The sequence below is a fragment of the Amycolatopsis sp. NPDC114505 genome (genome assembly GCF_055633615.1).
In genome coordinates, this window is record NZ_JBVKDV010000001.1 from 836098 (window position 1) to 851263 (window position 15166).

At 71.0% G+C, this 15166-nt stretch carries 13 protein-coding genes and 1 pseudogene; 1 reads left to right on the forward strand and 13 read right to left on the reverse strand.

From position 1 onward, the window contains the following. Positions 1 to 307: 307 nt before the first annotated feature. Positions 308 to 1600 carry an MFS transporter gene (locus ACZ7OU_RS04290; RefSeq protein WP_470254196.1) on the reverse strand — a complete coding sequence of 431 codons (1293 nt, stop codon included), beginning with the start codon at positions 1598 to 1600 and terminating at the stop codon, positions 308 to 310. 279 nt (positions 1601 to 1879) lie between these two features. Here ACZ7OU_RS04290 and ACZ7OU_RS04295 point away from each other — a divergent pair, with 279 nt between their 5' ends. Then, positions 1880 to 2476 (forward strand): PaaI family thioesterase, encoded by a 597-nt coding sequence (locus tag ACZ7OU_RS04295; RefSeq protein WP_470239754.1) that lies wholly within the window; start codon positions 1880 to 1882, stop codon positions 2474 to 2476. Here the strand turns inward: ACZ7OU_RS04295 and ACZ7OU_RS04300 are convergent, their stop codons facing one another. The 12 genes and pseudogenes from ACZ7OU_RS04300 to ACZ7OU_RS04355 form a co-directional block, all read right to left on the reverse strand. Further along, on the reverse strand, positions 2477 to 5128 hold the full coding sequence (locus ACZ7OU_RS04300; RefSeq protein ID WP_470254197.1) for a serine/threonine-protein kinase: 2652 nt from the start codon (positions 5126 to 5128) through the stop codon (positions 2477 to 2479). 52 nt (positions 5129 to 5180) lie between these two features. Continuing rightward, positions 5181 to 6152 carry a glutamate ABC transporter substrate-binding protein gene (locus ACZ7OU_RS04305; protein WP_470239756.1) on the reverse strand — a complete coding sequence of 324 codons (972 nt, stop codon included), beginning with the start codon at positions 6150 to 6152 and terminating at the stop codon, positions 5181 to 5183. After that, positions 6149 to 7564: a hypothetical protein gene (locus tag ACZ7OU_RS04310; RefSeq protein WP_470254198.1), complete on the reverse strand. Its 1416-nt coding sequence runs from the start codon at positions 7562 to 7564 to the stop codon at positions 6149 to 6151. Before ACZ7OU_RS04310 ends, ACZ7OU_RS04305 begins: the two co-directional genes overlap by 4 nt. Before the next feature lie 107 nt (positions 7565 to 7671). Further along, a complete protein-coding gene (locus tag ACZ7OU_RS04315; RefSeq protein WP_470254199.1) occupies positions 7672 to 8799 on the reverse strand; it encodes a sensor histidine kinase in 1128 nt (375 codons plus the stop codon). 23 nt (positions 8800 to 8822) lie between these two features. Continuing rightward, a complete protein-coding gene (locus tag ACZ7OU_RS04320) occupies positions 8823 to 10085 on the reverse strand; it encodes a helix-turn-helix domain-containing protein (protein WP_470254200.1) in 1263 nt (420 codons plus the stop codon). Positions 10086 to 10186: 101 nt separating this feature from the next. Continuing rightward, the gene (locus tag ACZ7OU_RS04325) at positions 10187 to 10825 is read right to left on the reverse strand and encodes an alpha/beta fold hydrolase (protein WP_470255878.1); all 639 of its coding nucleotides are present in this window, start codon (positions 10823 to 10825) and stop codon (positions 10187 to 10189) included. Continuing rightward, positions 10762 to 11256: pseudogene (locus ACZ7OU_RS04330) on the reverse strand (biotin/lipoyl-containing protein); the annotation flags it as partial. The pseudogene ACZ7OU_RS04330 and the gene ACZ7OU_RS04325, both read right to left, overlap by 64 nt. Then, a complete protein-coding gene (locus tag ACZ7OU_RS04335; RefSeq protein WP_470254201.1) occupies positions 11253 to 12266 on the reverse strand; it encodes an alpha-ketoacid dehydrogenase subunit beta in 1014 nt (337 codons plus the stop codon). The gene ACZ7OU_RS04335 and the pseudogene ACZ7OU_RS04330, both read right to left, overlap by 4 nt. Before the next feature lie 14 nt (positions 12267 to 12280). Continuing rightward, entirely contained in the window at positions 12281 to 13237 is a 957-nt protein-coding gene (locus tag ACZ7OU_RS04340; protein WP_470254202.1) for a thiamine pyrophosphate-dependent dehydrogenase E1 component subunit alpha, read from the reverse strand. After that, positions 13234 to 14268 carry an ATP-NAD kinase family protein gene (locus ACZ7OU_RS04345; RefSeq protein ID WP_470254203.1) on the reverse strand — a complete coding sequence of 345 codons (1035 nt, stop codon included), beginning with the start codon at positions 14266 to 14268 and terminating at the stop codon, positions 13234 to 13236. The genes ACZ7OU_RS04340 and ACZ7OU_RS04345 overlap by 4 nt, the downstream gene beginning before the upstream one ends. A 240-nt stretch (positions 14269 to 14508) precedes the next feature. Continuing rightward, positions 14509 to 14733, reverse strand: coding sequence for a heavy-metal-associated domain-containing protein (locus ACZ7OU_RS04350; RefSeq protein ID WP_470254204.1), 225 nt, complete (start codon positions 14731 to 14733; stop codon positions 14509 to 14511). Between the two features lie 64 nt (positions 14734 to 14797). Continuing rightward, positions 14798 to 15001, reverse strand: a complete 204-nt coding sequence (locus ACZ7OU_RS04355) for a cold-shock protein (RefSeq protein WP_013222289.1) — start codon at positions 14999 to 15001, stop codon at positions 14798 to 14800. Between the last annotated feature and the right edge of the window lie 165 nt (positions 15002 to 15166).

The window sequence follows — 15166 nt, forward strand, 5'->3', positions numbered from 1 at the left end:
ATCACCGCCTCGATGTGGGTTTCCGACGAAATACCCGGGCGTCCCGTGGCGATATGCCGTGTGGTGTTCCGCACGGACACCGGCAACTGCTCAGCCGGACGCTCTGCCGCCGGCCCGAGAACCCGAGGAGGAAGCACATGGTGCTCGCCGCGCTCATCGTCGAAACCGGAATCGCTGTCGTCATCGCAGGCTCGCTCGCCGCTTGGTCCCGCAAGCGCTTCGCTCCTCGTAGCGACGCCAGCTGACCCACGACGCACGTGTGCCCCGTCCGGTGATCCGGGCGGGGCACACGTGTTCCGGCGGACGCTCAGCGCTGAGCGCCCGCGGAGGTCAGCTTGCCGCCGCTGTCGGCGGTGTCGATCTGGTCCATCGGGACCTGCGACGTCTCCGGGATCTTGATGATGGGGATGATCGCGATCAGCGCCGCGGCCATCAGGTAGTACGCCGGCCAGTCCTCGTTGCCGGTGCTCTTGATCAACGCCGTCACGATGACACCGCAGGTACCACCGAACAGCGACGTCGAGATGTTGTAGCCGATCGCGAACGAGCCGTAGCGCACCCGCGTCGGGAACATCGCCGGGAACGTCGAGCCGATCACCGCGAGCATGAGCACCAGCAGGAGCGCCACGATCAGGAAGCCGACGAAGAGCCAGAAGATGCTGCCGGACTGCATCAGCTTGAGACTCGGCCAGCTCAGCACCAGGAACCCGATGGCCGCGGTGAGCAGCAGCGGTTTCCGGCCGATCCGGTCGGACAGCGCGCCGAGCGGGATGATGATCGCCATCTGGATGACTTCGACGGCGATGATGATCAGGGTCGACGTGTTGTCGTTGATCTTCAGCGTGTCCGTGAAGTACGTCGGCATGGTCGTCAGCAGCAGGTAGTCCGCGACGTTCAGCAGCAGCACGATGCCGATCAGGTTGAGGATCATCCGCCAGTTGCGGACGAAGATCTCCTTCAGCGGCGCCTTGTGCGGCTTCTCGCCCGCGGCTTCCATCCGGCGGAACTCGGGGGTGTCCTCGAGCTTGTTCCGCAGGTAGAGCCCGATCAGGCCGAGCGGCAGCGCGACGAAGAACGGGATCCGCCAGCCCCAGGCGTCCACCTGGTCGGCCGACAGCGAGAGCGTCACCGACAGCACCACGAGGTTGCCGAGCACGTAGCCGCCCAGCGTGCCGAGCTCCAGGAAGCTGCCGAAGAACCCCCGACGCTTCGTCGGTGAGTACTCGGCGATGAACGTCGCCGCTCCGCCGTACTCACCACCGGTCGAGAAGCCCTGGATGATCCGGAGCAGCAGGATCGCGATCGGTGCCGCGATACCCATGCTGTAGCCACCGGAATACGTCGGCAGGACGCCGACCAGGAACGTGCACCCCGACATCAGCAGGATCGTGACGGCGAGGACCCGCTTGCGGCCGATCTTGTCGCCGAGCGGCCCGAAGAACGCCCCGCCGAACGGCCGGACGATGAACCCGACCGCGAGCAGCGCCAGCGACTTCAGCACGGCGTTCCCGTCACCGGGGAAGAACTGCGTGCCGATGCTCACCGCGATCGCGCCCGAGGTGAAGACGCCGTAGTCGTACCACTCGGTGGCGTTGCCCATCGCGGACGCCCACACGGCGCGTTTTACGGTTCTCTCGTCCGGTGTCGGTTTGCTCGTCGTAGCTGCTTCTTCGCTCATGCCGGCGACGACCTCCTCCGTGCGGTGCCCACTGGGCCGTTCGAGCTCATCAGCCCAGTCTTGCCCGGTAGGACGGGGTCGGCAGCCTGAGCCGTGAATCTTCTACGGTGGGGAACTTTCCGGCTACCGAGAGGTATGCGTTGCCTGCTTACTCCGTGGGTCGCGCGCGCCGGGCGGCTACCCGCGAGTTAACGTCAGCGCATGAGTCGTGTTTCTCAACCCTGGCCGCCGGTGGCGGTGGAGCCGGCCGTCCCGCACCCGAAGGCGCCGGAGCCGGGTACCGAGCTCGGCGTGCACTTCAGCGAGTGCTTCGGCTGCGGCGACGAGGCCGACGCCGGGCTGCACCTGCGCTCGACCGTCGGCGAGGGTCATGTCATCCACTCGCGGTTCACCGTGACCGCGGCGCACCAGGGCGCTCCCGGGCTCGCCCACGGCGGCCTCCTGGCCTGCGCGTTCGACGAGGCGCTCGGGGCGACGGTCGGCAACCTGATGCACCGGCCGGCGGTGACGGGCAAGCTCGAGACGGACTTCCGCCGCCCGGTCCCGGTCGGCACGACGCTGTTCATCGAGGCCCGGCTGGACGGCATCGCGGGCCGCAAGATCTACGTCAGCGCCGACGGCCGCCTCGACGCCGAGGACGGCCCGATCGCGGTCAGCGCGCGGGCGCTGTTCATCGTGGTGGGCTTCGAGCACTTCAGCACCCACGGCGACGCCGGGGCGCTGGAGAAGCTGGCGGCGCAGCACGAGAAGAACCAGCAGCGTCAGCGCGAAGAGCGCGACTGGGACATCAACCCCTGATCAGGTGAGCGTCCGCGGGCGGATGGCGTTCGCCCGGTCGACGAGCTTCACGCGCTCGTCGACCGTGCCCGCCAGCCGCGCCAGCGCGCGGTAGCACCGCTCGAGCCCGAGCCGCAGGTCGCGTTCGTCCAGCGCACACCCCAGCACCCGCGCGCCCGGCGTGGGTTTGCCCTGCTTGAGCCAGTCGTGCGCGGCTTCGAGCACCCCGGCGGACAGCCGCGTCCGGCGCTCGAGGTCCAGCCGGAGCCGCTCCAGCCGGGCCGACGCGTCCAGCAGGTCGTGCTCGGTCACCGGCGTCTCGCGGCCGTTCGCCTTGGTCGCGGTGGTCTTGATCTTGATCGCCGCGACCTGCGCGTCGACGTAGTGCGTCGAGGACGGCGAGACCGTCTCCAGCACCTCCACCGCGCTGTTGCGCGCGCCCTGCGCGAGGTACACCCGCGCGAGGCCGAACGCCGCGCTGACGTACGTGCGGTCGGTCCGCCAGACCAGCTCGTAGAACCGCGCGGCGGCGAAGTAGTCGCCGACGCCCTCGGCGCTGATCGCCAGCGCGAGCTTCGGCGCGATCTCGCCCGGCAGGTCGTCGTACACGGATTCGAACGCGACCTGCGCGACCCGCGAGCGGCCGCCGGCCAGCTCGATCAGGCCGCGGTACCAGTCGATCCGCCAGTCGTGCGGGAAGCCGTTCTTGATCGCCAGGTACTGCCCGGCCTGCAGCTGCCGCTGCGCCTCGGCCAGCTCGCCCAGCTCGATCCGGGCGCGCACGATCCGCAGCCGCACCTCGATCGACTCGCGCGGCGCGCCGGCCAGCGCCTCGATGGCACCGCGCGGCTCGAGCGCGGTCGTCGTCGCGAGCACGCCCGCCGCCGGGTCGTCCGTGTCGACCTGCGGGATCGGCAGGCCGGCGACGACCTCGTCCGCGCCGGGCAGCGGCACGCTCCGACCGGCCTCCGGCACCACCAGCTGCACGCCGAACGTGCGGCTCTCCGGGCCGAACACCGTCGACGCGCCGGGCCGCGGCTTGCCGGTGCCGAGCGCCATGATCTCGCGCAGCACGCCGGTCAGCTGGTCGCCCATCTCCTCGGCGGAGAGGAACCGCCGGTCCGGGTCGACGTGCGTCGCGCGCCGCAGGAACCGGTAGTACGAACCGAAGAGCGCGAACAGCGGGACCGTGTCCGGGCCGGGCAGCGTCGTCTTGAACTTGCTGGTGTAGCCGGTGAACTCGAAGCTCAGCACCGCGAGCGTGCGCCCGACGGTGAACAGGTCCGACGCCACCGACGCGCCCTGCTTCGCCAGCTCCGGCGCGCTGTAGCCGGTGGTGAAGAACAGCGGGCTCTCGTAGTCGTCCATCCGCCGGACCGCGCCCAGGTCGATCAGCTTCAGCTGCTCGTTGGTCTGGATCACGTTGTCCGGCTTGAGGTCGCAGTAGAGCAGGTTCTGGCTGTGCAGGTACCCCATGGCGGGCAGGATCTCCAGCCCGTACGCGATGACCTGGCCGATCGGCAGCGGCTCCGGCCGGCGGCTCTCGCGGTGGTGCGCGAGCGCGAGCTGCCGCAGCGACTGGCCGCCGACGTACTCCATGACGATGTAGCCGACGGTCGTCCCGCTGTGGGCGTCCGGGTGCTGCACGAAGTTGTGGATCTTGACGATGTTCGGGTGCTCGACCTCGGCGAGGAACCGCTGTTCGTTGGCCGCGGCCGCCATCGCCGTCTGGTCACCGGTGTCGATCAGTCCTTTGAGGACGACCCAGCGGTCGCTGACGTTGTGGTCCTGCGCCAGGTAGATCCAGCCGAGGCCGCCGTACGCGAGTGCGCCGAGGACTTCGTACTGGCCGCCGACCAGCTCGTTCGGCCGCAGCTTCGGGACGAACGAGAACGGCGCGCCGCAGTTGTCGCACTTTCCTTCCGGCGAACCGGGTTTTCCGTCCTTGCCGCGCCCGACCTTCGCGCTGCAGCTGCCGCAGAACCGCTTTTCCTCCGACACCATCGGGTTCGTCAGCACCGCCGACGCGGGGTCGCGCGCGGGCACCGGCGGGACCTCGACCAGCCCGGCGCCGAGCCGGCCGCGACGCGAGCGCGACGTCCGCGACGACGTCCGCCTGCCGGTGCCGGGGAACGCGCCCGAGCCGGAGCCCGAGCCGCTGCCGGTTCCCGTGCCGGTCCCGGTGTGCCGGCCTTCGCTGGTGCGTTCGGGCAGCACGCTTTCGGTGCCCGGGTCCGGCAGCGGGGCGTCCGGGCCCGTGTCCGGCCGCGGCGCCGGCGGCATGATGCTCTGGGTCTCCGGCGCCGGCGCGGCGAGCACGCTCGTCGGCTGCGGCGCGTTCGGGTCCTGGCGGATCGCCTGCGTCGCGGGCTGCACGACCTGGGTCGCCTGGACCGGCGGCAGGACGGGGTTCATGCTGCCCGGCGGGCGCGTGGGGTCGTCCGCACCGGGGATCGTCCCGTGCACGACCGTCGGCTGGCCGCGCGGCGGCGTCGGCGGACGGCGGACGGGCGGCTGGTCGCGGCGAGGCGGCTCACCGTCGTCGAGACGGCCCGAGATCGACGGCTCCGGTGTCTCCCACCGCACGGGTGGCGGTGGCTGCCAGCTCGGCGGCGCCACCTGCTGCTGCTCGTCCGGTGCGGCGTGCCGAGGACGGCGCGGCTCCTCCGACACTGCTACCTCCCAGATCCCCGGCGTGCGGGGACCGATCCTGGCCGCGACCGGCTCACTTGTAGTTCGGCTGCGGCGGCGTCGCGGGGCCGAGCGACGGCTCCACCCAGCGGCGGTAGCTGTTCTGCCACGCGTCACTGCCGCGGATCTTGTCCAGCACGGCGTTGACGTACTTGACCATGTCCTCATTGTCCTTCGGCACGCCGATGCCGTAGTTCTCCTGGGTGAACTGGTCGCCGACCACCTTCAGCGTCGGGTCCTGCGCGGCCATCCCGGCGAGGATCGTGTCGTCGGTGGAGACGGCCTGGACCTGGCCCTGCTGGAGCATCACCAGGCAGTCCGACCAGTTGTCCACCGAGACCGGCACCGGCTTCGAGGGATCCGTCGCGATCTTCGCCAGCGACGTCGACTTCTTCGCCGCGCACACCCGCTTGCCGCTCAGGTCGGCCAGCTTGGCCACCTTCGACTCCTTCGTGACCAGGATCCGTTGCCCGGACACGTAGTACACCGAAGAGAACTGCACGGACTCCCGGCGCTTGCAGGTGATGCTGTAGGTCCGGACCACGATGTCGACCTGGTGCTGCGTCAGGACGTCTTCACGCTGCGACGACGGGATCGCGCGGAACTGCACGCGTCCCTCCGGCGTGCCGAAGATCGACCGCGCGATCTCGTTGACCATGTCGATGTCGAAACCCTCGAGGTTGCCCGTCGTGGGGTTGCGGAACCCGAACAGGTAGGTCGTCTGGTCGACGCCGGCGATCAGCTTGCCGCGTTCCTTGATCTTCGCCATGGTCGAGCCGTCGGCGATGTTCGTCCCGTTCGGCGCGAGGCTGACCAGCGGGTTGCAGCTCGTGTCGGTGGCACCGCCCGCGGTCGAGTCCGGGCCGCCGACGTGCGCGGGCTGCGGCCAGGCCGCGTTGCTCACCGGGGCCGGGTCGACCGGCTTCCCCGGGCTGCCGCAGGCCGCCAGCAGCAGCGCGACGACCGCCAGCGCGCCCGCCCGGACCGTGTTCCCCCGCCTGCTCACCGGTACTCCCTCAGTCGCTCCCGGATCCCCATGGTGACACCCGCCGCGGCGACGACGGCGAGCACCGCCAGGCCGGGCGCGAGCAGCGTCAGCGCGGCCTCGCCACCGTGGGTGTCGTCGAGGAACTCCTGCCGGCCGACGTCGATCGCCGCCTGGAGGCTGTCGTCGAGGCGCCGGAAGGCCGGTGCCGAGCCGTCGGTCTTGTCCTCGAGGACCGCGGCGTCGACGGCTTCCTGGTACGCGCCGGCGTTGTCCTGGTCGCGCACCTGCTTGTGCGCCTTCATCCAGTCGTTCGCGGCCTTCGTCGCGTCGGCGACCTGCCCGGCGCCGGCACCGTCCGCGATCAGGCCGCGGGCTTCGCCGAGCAGGCCGCCCTGGCCGTCCGGGCCGACCAGCTGGGCGGCGTTGGTGCCGAAGTCCTTGTCGTACGCAGCGCCGTCGCCGCGGGCGACCAGCGTCAGCGTCTCGTCGGCGCGGGCCTGCAGCGCGGCGATCCGCGCGCGGACGAGGACGTCGACGCGGTGCGAACCGTCGTCCTGGCCGCTGCCGACCAGGCTGCCCTGCACGACCAGCGCGACCGCGCCCCACAGCAGCGACACCACGACGGCGCCGGTCGCGACGACGAGCCCCACGTTGAGCAGCCGGTTGGTGCGCCGGGTCAGGTAGACCTGGGCCGCGATCAGCGCGGCGAGCAGGGCGACGACCAGGATCGTGGCGAGCCACGGGAACCCGGTGGCGCTGTCCTGCTCTTCGACCAGCCGCTCGGTGTCGACGCGGTAGAGGTCCTGCGCGGCGGGCAGGATCTTCGCGCGCATCAGCTCGGAAGCCTCGCGCAGGTAGGAGGCGCCGACCGGGTAGCCGAGGCGGTTGTTCGCGCGGGCGGTTTCGACGAGCCCGGTGTAGACCGGCAGCGACTGGTTGAGGACGTCGACCGGGCCTGCCGCGCCCGCGACGTCGGAGGAGTCGGAAGCGGCCTTGGCGAGCGCGGCGCCGGCTTCGGCGACATCACGCTCGTAGCGCGAGCGCAGCTCGGGCGGCTCGGTGCCGATCGACAGGAACGCGCTCGCCGCGGTCGCGTCGGCGTCCGACAGCGACTTGTAGACCTGCTGCGCGGCGGCGGCGAGCGGCTCGCGGTGGTCGATGACGCCGCTGATCGTGTCGTCGCGGTCCTGCACCGACAGCGTCGCGACCAGCCCGGCGACGAGGGCCAGCAGCACCAGCCCGACGGCGATCACGGTGAGCCGGCCCGGCGTGGTCGCGGCGGACCGGACGATCGCGCGGACACCCTGCCCCGGCAGGTCCAGCAGGCCGAGGAGGCCACTGCGGCCCCGATCGCGGCCGTCCGGTGGCGGCGGCGGTGGGGGTCCGGGCGCGGGCGCCGCGGGACCCGGGGCCGTCGCAGTGCTGGTCATCCCCGATTCCTCCCCGAATGCAGTACCAGCAGAAGGTAGCCGAGTCACCGGGCGCGCGGGCACGGGCACCGCCCGCCGTCACCAGCACGTGATCTCGGCTCGGCCGGTCAGCCCCGGATTTCGGCGAGTACGTGCCAGTAACCGTCCTCGGCGCCCGATTCCAGCGTGCCACCGGCGAGAGCCAAGCGCTCGCGCATGCCGGCCAGCCCGAAACCTTCACTCATCCGAGTGAACTCGCTTCGCGCGTTGCGAACCTCGAGCCGGACCTCCGCCGGTGCGTACGTCAGCCGCATCCGGACGTCCTCACCGGGCGCGTGCTTGCCCGCGTTCGTCAGGGCTTCCCGCGCGACGCCCACCAGCGCGACGACCGCCGCGGACGGCAGTGGCCGGGGCTCCCCGCCGGTGGCGAAACCGACGTCGACGCCGTGGTTGCCGGCGTGCTCGGCCGCCACCGCGGCGAGCGCCTCGGCCAGCGGCGGGACGTCCCGGCGGAGCGCGGCGACGGCGTTGCGCGCTTCGGCCAGCCCGTCGGCGGCCAGCCGCCGCGACCGCCGGACCGACCGCAGTGCACCGTCCACATCGGACCGTTCGGTCAGCAGCGCCTCGGCGAGCTCGAGCTGGACTCCCAGTGCCCCCAGGGAATGCGCCAGTACGTCGTGGATCTCGCGGGCGATGCGGGCGCGTTCGTCGAGCGCGGCGGCGCGCGCGTGTTCGGCCTGCGCGAGCCGGGTCTGTTCGAGCAGCTCGCCGGCCTGGATGGCCTGGACCTCGTACTGGCGGCGGTTGAGCCCGACCAGCACGAGCAGCAGCATCACGGCGGCATCCCCGAGCGCGTCGCCTGCCGAGTGCGCGGCGACCAGGTGCGCGGTCACCGCGAGCGCGATGTCGAGCACGCCGATCCCGAGGATCACGCCGACGCCGACCACGGTGAGCGCCGCGAGCCGGCCGAGCGCGATGACGGACAGGAGGATCGCCGACGAGTCCCCGGCGTGGCCGACGAGCGCCGCCGGCAGCGCGCTGGCCACGGCGAGCAGCGCGGCCGCCGGCTTCGGGCGCCGGGACGCGAGCACGACGAACCCGAGCCAGCAGGCGCTCGCGACGCCGTAGGCGGTCCAGATCCGCGGGTCCGGCTCGCGCGCGGTCACCAGCGTCCCGGCGACGAACAGGGTGCCGAGCACCTGCACCACGAGCCAGCTCGGCGCGATGGTGTCGGGCAGCAGCGGACGTTTCGGCACGTCCCCCATCTTCCCCGGGGTGATCAGCCGCGGATGGCGGGGGCGAGCGAGTGCGGCAGCACCGCTTCGGGGCTCGGCGGGCGCCGGACCAGCACTTCGACGTCGTCGGCGAAGCGGTACGGCTTCGCGCCGAGGATGCCGCCGAAGTGGCGGCGCAGCCGGGACATCTCCGCGCGGACGGTGACCGTGCGGCCCGCGTCGCCGAACAGGTCCGACGACAGCTCGGACGCCGAGCGGCCGGCGCGGTGGCTGGCCAGCACGTACAGCATCTCGGCGTGACGGGGGCTGAGCCGGTGTGTCCAGGTCCCGGCCGCGCCGGCCACGGTCAGCTCGGGTTCGCGCGGCGACCGGACGTCGAGGACGACGCGGGTCGGCGGCGCGGCGTCGTTCTCGGTGGGGCGGATGAGCCAGCCGCCGGGCACGGGCTCGACCGCGCAGTGGCCGTACGCTGGCAGCCAGACCCCGCCCGGCGCGAGGTTCGCGGGCAGCGAGATCCGGTCGACCGGCGCGAGCCCGGCGGCCGCGGCGACCCAGCCGTGCCCGTCGGCGACGACGGCCTGCCCGCCGACCTTCGCGAGCACCGGGACGGCGAAGCCGCGCAGCCGTTCGAGCTCGGTGAGGTGGGTCGTGCGCAGCTGGGACTCCGCGAGCCGCGTCACGGCGTCGACCAGCGCCAACGTCGTCGCGTGGACGGTCGAGGCCGAGCCGGAGAGATCGACGATTCCGAGCAGCCTGCCGTCGCGCGGGTCGTGCAGCGGCGCGGCGGCGCACGTCCAGGAGTGGTGCGCGCGGACGAAGTGCTCGGCGGCGTACATCTGGACCGGGCGGCGCGTGACCAGCGCGGTGCCGATCGCGTTGGTGCCGACGGCTTCCTCCTGCCAGCCGGCGCCTTCGACGAGCCCGAGCCGGTCGGCGCGGCGGCGGACCGCGGTGCTGCCGTCGCGCCAGAGCACGCTGCCGCCCGCGTCGACGATCACCATGATGTGCGCGGCCTGCTCGGCGAGACTGGTCAGGCCACCGCGCAGCGTCGGCAGCGCCTCGGCCATCCCGCTCGTGCGGCGGCGCGCTTCCAGCTCTTCGACGGTCAGGACGGGCGCGTCGGACCGGCCGTCGGGATCCATGCCGAGCCGGCGCATGCGTTGCCAGGACGCGTCGATCACCGGCCGCGGCCGGCTGGGCAGGTCTTTGCCGGTCAGGGCCGCTTCGTGCACCTGCGCGAGGACACGGGCGTGCCGCCGGGGGTCCGCCCCGGCAGGCAACGCTGCCTCGAGGTCTCGCTGCCCCAACTGCCGCTCCTTGCGCTCCGCCTCCTCAGTCTGCCTTTTCGGGCTGCTGATCGGAAGGTGGCGACAATCTCGCCGGCGCGGCCCCACCGGAAGTGGGTGGGTCAGCCCGTGATCGCGCTGATCACGGCACCCGGAGCTTCGAGGTGCACCATGTGCCCGGCGTTCTCGACGTACACGTCCGCGTTTCCCGGCGGCAGCACGGCGTCCTGGCGTCCCCAGACGACCTTGACCGGCAAGTCCACTGTGGACAGCAGCCGAGCTGCGTCGATGGCCTGCGCGTCGCCGTCGAGGAGCGTGTCCAGCAGGGTCGCGAGGACCTTGTCGACGCCGTCCCGCCGCTTGTACCCGAGCAGGTCGTCGGCCAGCTGGCGGGTCACCAAGCCCGGGTCGACGAACAACGCGCTCAGCTGCGGTTTCAGCTCACGCCGAGTCGTCGCCGCCGCGAATCCGCGCAGGTAGCCGGCGTTGACGGCGGTGCCGAAGCCGGCCGGGGCGAGAAGTGTGAGCTTTTCGACCTTGCCAGGCGCTTTCGCCGCGGCGGCCGTGACGACCGCGCCACCCAGCGAGTGCCCGACGAGGTGGGCGTTCCCGATGCCGCGCGCGTCGATAAGCCGAGGACCGCGTCGGCGAGGGTGTCGAGGGAGCCGTCGCCGACGTCCTTGGTCGAGTCGCCGTGTCCGGGCAGGTCGAGGGCGTGGACACGCTTTGTCCTGCTCAACGGCTCCTGGACGAACAACCAGGAGTTCTTGTCGCCGCCGAAGCCGTGGACCAGGACGACGTCGTCGCCCTCGGTGCCCAGCGTCGCGTAGGCGAGCGTCCGCCCGCCGACCTCGACGGTGCCGGTGACCGGGCCTTCCGGTGCCTCGACCGCACCTTTTCGGATCTCCTCGCGGGCCTTCCTGGCGGCTTCGTCGAGCTCATCGTCCGGTGTCGTGCTTTCGGCGATCAGGGCGAGGGTGCCGCCGACCGGCACCTCCTCACCGGCCGCGGCGATCACCCGCCGCAGCACGCCGTCACCCGGGGATTCGAGCGTGCCGTTGATCTTGTCGGTGTCGATGTCGGCGAGGTCGTCACCAGCCCTGACCTCGTCGCCTTCGGCCACGAACCAGTCGGTGACGCGGCCGCGCTCCATCGAAAGGCCCCACTTGGGCATCGTGACCGGCCGGATCATCGCCGGTACTCCACGACCGCCTTCGCCGCGTTGAGGACCTTCTGCGCGTCCGGGATGTAGAGGTCCTCGAGCGCGTCGGAGAACGGGACGGGCGTGTGCGGCGGCGTCACCATCTCGATCGGGGCCCGCAGCGAGCCGAACGCGTCCTTCGCGACGAGCGCGGAGATGTCCGTGGCGAGGTTGCAGCGCGGCGAGGCCTCGTCGACGACGACCAGGCGTCCGGTGTTCTCGACGCTCTCGAGGATCGTGTCGGCGTCGAGCGGGCTGGTGGTGCGCGGGTCGATGATCTCGGCTTCGATACCGTTGCTCGCCAGCTCTTTCGCCGCTTCCTGGGCGATGGCGACCATGCGGCCGATCGCCACGATCGTCACGTCACCGCCGTCGCGCACGACGTTCGCCTCGCCGAACGGGATCGTGTAGCTGTCCTCGGGGACGTCGCCGCTGGTGTCGTAGAGGGCCTTGTGCTCGCAGAAGATCACCGGGTCGTCGTCGCGGATGGCCTGGATGAGCAGGCCTTTCGCCTCGTACGGGCTCGACGGCACGACGACCTTCAGCCCCGGGATGTGCGTGAAGATCGGGTACAGGCACTGCGAATGCTGCGCGGCGGCCCGCAGCCCGGCGCCGTACATCGTCCGGATCACCACCGGCGTCCGCGCGTTGCCGCCGAACATGTACCGGAACTTGGCCGCCTGGTTGAAGATCTGGTCGAAGCAGACGCCCATGAAGTCGATGAACATCAGTTCCGCGACCGGCCGCTGCCCGCGCGTCGCGGCGCCGATCGCCGCGCCGACGAAGGCGGACTCCGAGATCGGCGTGTCGAGCACGCGGCCCGGGAACTTGTGGAACAGGCCTTTCGTGACGCCGAGGACCCCGCCCCAGGCGTCGTCGTCGCCCGGGCTGCCGGCGCCGCCCGCGTTGTCCTCCCCCATGACGATGACCGACTCGTCGCGCTCCATCTCCTGGCAGAGCGCCTCGTTGATCGCCTCGCGGTAGCTGATCGTGCGTGTCATGGCATGCGCTCCGTTCAGTACGAGACGTAGACGTCGGTTTCGAGGTCTTCCTTCGTGGGTTTCGGCGCGGCCTTGGCCTCGGAGACGGCGTCCTCGATCAACTTCGCGACTTCGGCGTCGATGGCGTCGATGACCTCGCGGTCCAGCTCGCCGTTGTCGGTGACGCGTTCCCGGAACCGGTTGAGGCAGTCGAGGTTCTCGCGGGCGTCGGCGACTTCGCCGGCCCGGTAGGTCTGCTGGTCGCCCTCGAAGTGCCCGAAGTAGCGGGTGAACTTGACCTCGATGAGCGTCGGGCCACCGCCGGCGCGGGCGCGTTCGACGGCCTCACCGGCGGCTTCGTGGACGGCGAAGAAGTCGAACCCGTCGACGATCACGCCCGGCATGCCGAACCCGGCGGCGCGGTCGGCGATGTTGTCCGAGGCGACGGACCAGGTGCTCGCCGTCGCTTCGGCGTAGCCGTTGTTCTCGGCGATGAAGAGGGCGGGCAGGTCCCAGACCGACGCGAGGTTCAGCGCCTCCAGCGTCGTCCCCTGGTTGCTGGCGCCGTCGCCGAAGAAGGCGACCCCGACACCGCCGGTGTGCTGTTGTTTGGCGGCGAGGGCGGTGCCGCAGATGAGCGGCGGGCTGCCGCCGACGATGCCGTTGGCGCCGAGCATGCCCTTCGAGAGGTCGGCGATGTGCATCGAGCCGCCCTTGCCGTGACAGGAACCTGTCCGGCGGCCGTAGATCTCGGCCATCATGGCCTTGACGTCGACGCCCTTGGCGATGCAGTGACCGTGGCCGCGGTGGGTGCTGGCGATGGCGTCACGGTCGTCGAGGTGGGCGCAGACCCCTGCGGCGGAGGCCTCCTCACCGGCGTAGAGGTGCACGAACCCGGGGATTTCGCCCGTCGCGAACTCTTCGTGCACCCGCTCTTCGAACGCTCGGATGGTGCGCATCACGCGATACGCCTCCCGCAGGGTGTCCGTCATCTTCGACGCTCCTTCCCTAGTTCGGTTTCCGTGCGCAACAGCCCTTTCCGTGCCGCTTCCGCCATAGCCGCCCGGACGTCCACGACCCACGGGCCGTCCGGCTTGAGCTCGACGAACGCGCTTTCGCCCGTCTTCAGTTCGAGTTCGCGCTCCCCGTCGAGCGCGATGACGCCACCCGACGCGGCAAGCTCGACGCGCATCCCGGGCTTGAGCACACCCCACCCGCGCACGCCGACGGGCCGGACGAGCCCGGGCGCGATGGGCGCGTGCACGATGTACGGCGTCTCATCCACCGGCCCGAGCTGCAGCGCGACGCCGTCCGGACTCGACCGCGGGCTGGGACAGAGCTGCCCGGGCACGCTCGACAGGCCGATGCCGTCGGGTTCGGCGAAGGTGCAGTAGAGCTCGGTGAGGGAGGCGGGATCCCACAGCGCCCTCGCGCCGATGTGCCGGCTCGACGACACGCACACGTCCACGAGCGCGATCTCACGACGCGCCTTCGTGACGACTTCGAGCACACTGACCCGGTGCGTGACGAGATCGGGGTCGACCTGCCCGGAGGCGATCAGCCCGGCGGCCAGCCCGGCGACGGTGGCCTCCCGCATCTGCGGGAAGGCGTTGTTGGTCCCGGTGGAGAGCGCGAGGATCGGAACGTCTTCGCAGGCCGCGGCGGCAACGCGAGCGGTCCCGTCCCCACCGAGGACGACGATGACCCCGGCCCCGGCCTCGACCATCCGGCGGACGGCGTTGGTCGTGTCGGCGGCGGTGCCGGTGATCGGATCGTCCGCGCAGAAGTCGACCGTGGGCCAGGTGCCGCCTCGGCCGAGAGCCTTGAGAACCGCGGCGGAGATGCCCCCGAGATCGGTCGAGACAAGGGCCCGATCGAGCCCGGTCACCGCGAAGGCGGCCAGCAGCCGCTGGACCATGTTCGCCTTTTCCGCGGTGGGGAACACCGAGGCCTGCGCGACCAGCCGGCGGATGTCCCGCCCCGAAGCCGGATTCGCGACGATCCCCGCCACCGTCTCGCCCAACCTGACCTCCCTGTCAAAGCGCCGGAGGACAGCAGACTCCGAAGCCGGACGAAAGGGAAGGGTTGCAGGGCGTTGCAGTGTTCACACGGGCAGTCGCGCAGGGTCTTCGCCGGCCGGATCGAGCTACGGCAGCCCGACTGAGCCGAAGATCACAGCGGCGCGCGGATCTCCAGCGGACTGTCCAACCTGGAGGCCAACGCGACGGAGAAGAACAACCCGAGGTCGACCTCGGGGAAAGAGCTACGAGACCAGGCTCGCCGTGCCCTCGTAAGAGAACCCGGCCTCATCGATCGCGGTCCGCACGTCATCCTCGGCCAACGGACCTTCGGAGCGAACGACCACCCGGCCGGTCGCGACGTCGACGTCCACTTCGGCCACTCCCGGCAGACCGGTGAGTTCTTCGGTGACCGACTGGGCGCAGTGTCCGCAGCTCATCCCGGAGACGGTGTAACCGTGCTCGATCATGGTGCCCAGCATACGAAAAGGGCCGCCACCCCGAACGGGTGACGGCCCTTCCCCAAGATCAAAGTCAGATCACGGTGACCGACGTGGCCTGCGGGCCCTTCTGGCCCTGGCCGATCTCGAACTCGACGCGAGCGTTCTCTTCCAGGCTCTTGAAGCCGTTACCCTGGATCTCGCTGTAGTGAACGAAGACGTCGCCGCCACCGTTGTCGGGGGTGATGAAGCCGAACCCCTTCTCGGAGTTGAACCACTTCACAGTGCCCTGAGTCATTAAAAATCTCCATATGCAACCACAAAACAGGAAGCCACTTCGGCGCCCCGGGTCAACACCAGGACGGTTTGCTTCCTCGGCGAGGAGACACTACGCCCGCTGAATTCTGCGAGCGTGACTCAACACGAACACAAAAATCTAGACCACCGTCAGTAAAGCACACCT